Source organism: Kurthia huakuii LAM0618, assembly GCF_000505545.1.
GTDB lineage: Bacteria > Bacillota > Bacilli > Bacillales_A > Planococcaceae > Kurthia > Kurthia huakuii.
The window spans coordinates 1-1,047 of record NZ_AYTB01000053.1; the positions used below are offsets into that span (position 1 = coordinate 1).

Below are 1,047 nucleotides of genomic sequence, written 5' to 3' on the forward strand. Positions count from 1 at the left end.
CTTCACTTTTTTAGTAGGCTATCCCCGTAGTTCCTACGGTTGTTGCTTTAAAAGTCTTAACCCTTCGATTAAGATATTCTTACTTGCATTAATATCTCGGTCTAGTGTCGTACCACAAGATGAACAAGTCCATACACGAATATCTAATGGTTTCTTGCCATCTCGATGACTGCAAGTATGACAAATTTGGCTCGATGGATAGAATCTGTCGATTTCGACAATTTTTCTATCGAGCCATTTCGCCTTATATTTTAGCTTGGTCACAAATTCAGACCATGACACATCCGCTATCGCTTTTGCCAACTTATGATTTTTCATCATACCTTTGGTATTTAAGTCCTCTAAGCAAATGACGTCATATTGACGAATCAATTCCGTTGATAGCTTGTTTAAAAAATCTTCACGTTGAAAAGCAACACGCTCACGCAAACAAGCTACTTTACGACGTTGTTTTTGATAGTTCATACATTCACGCAAGTCACGACATTCTTTTTTCGCTTGTTCGTAGCGACGTGATAACTTGCGCTGCTCACGTTTTAACTTCTGTTCCATTTTGGCTGTAAAGCGTTGGTTATCCACTTTACGTCCATCGGACAGAACCGCAAAATCGGTGATACCTAAATCAATTCCTACAGTTTCATTTGTTTTAGGCAATGGCTTAAAGTCTGGTACTTCACATAGGACAGACACGTAAAACTTACCACTCGCATTATATTTGATTGTCGCCTTTAAAATACGCCCTTCAATTTCACGCGATTTTACAAACTTTACAAGTCCTAATTTTGGTAGCTTCATTTGATTACCGACAATCGCAATATTGTTATTCGTATTCTTCGTTGTATAACTTTGAACTGGATTCTTTTTACTTTTGAAGCGTGGATATTTATTTTGCTTTTTAAAAAAACGTTTAAAAGCGTCTATTAAATTTTCATAAGAGGCTTGTAATGCCACACTATCTACGTTGCGTAGCCATGCCGTTTCATCTTGTTTTTTCAGCTTTGTGAGCATTTTGGACATAATGGAACGATTCAACCCTTTTCCTTCTTC

Annotated in this window: 1 protein-coding gene; it reads right to left on the minus strand. The window is 37.3% G+C overall.

All coding sequences use genetic code 11. The annotated features are described in order from the left end of the window. Positions 1–33: 33 nt before the first annotated feature. Positions 34–1,047: IS200/IS605 family element RNA-guided endonuclease TnpB (gene tnpB, locus V514_RS0118590; protein ID WP_029501254.1), on the minus strand; the 1,014-nt coding region annotated here is incomplete at its 5' end.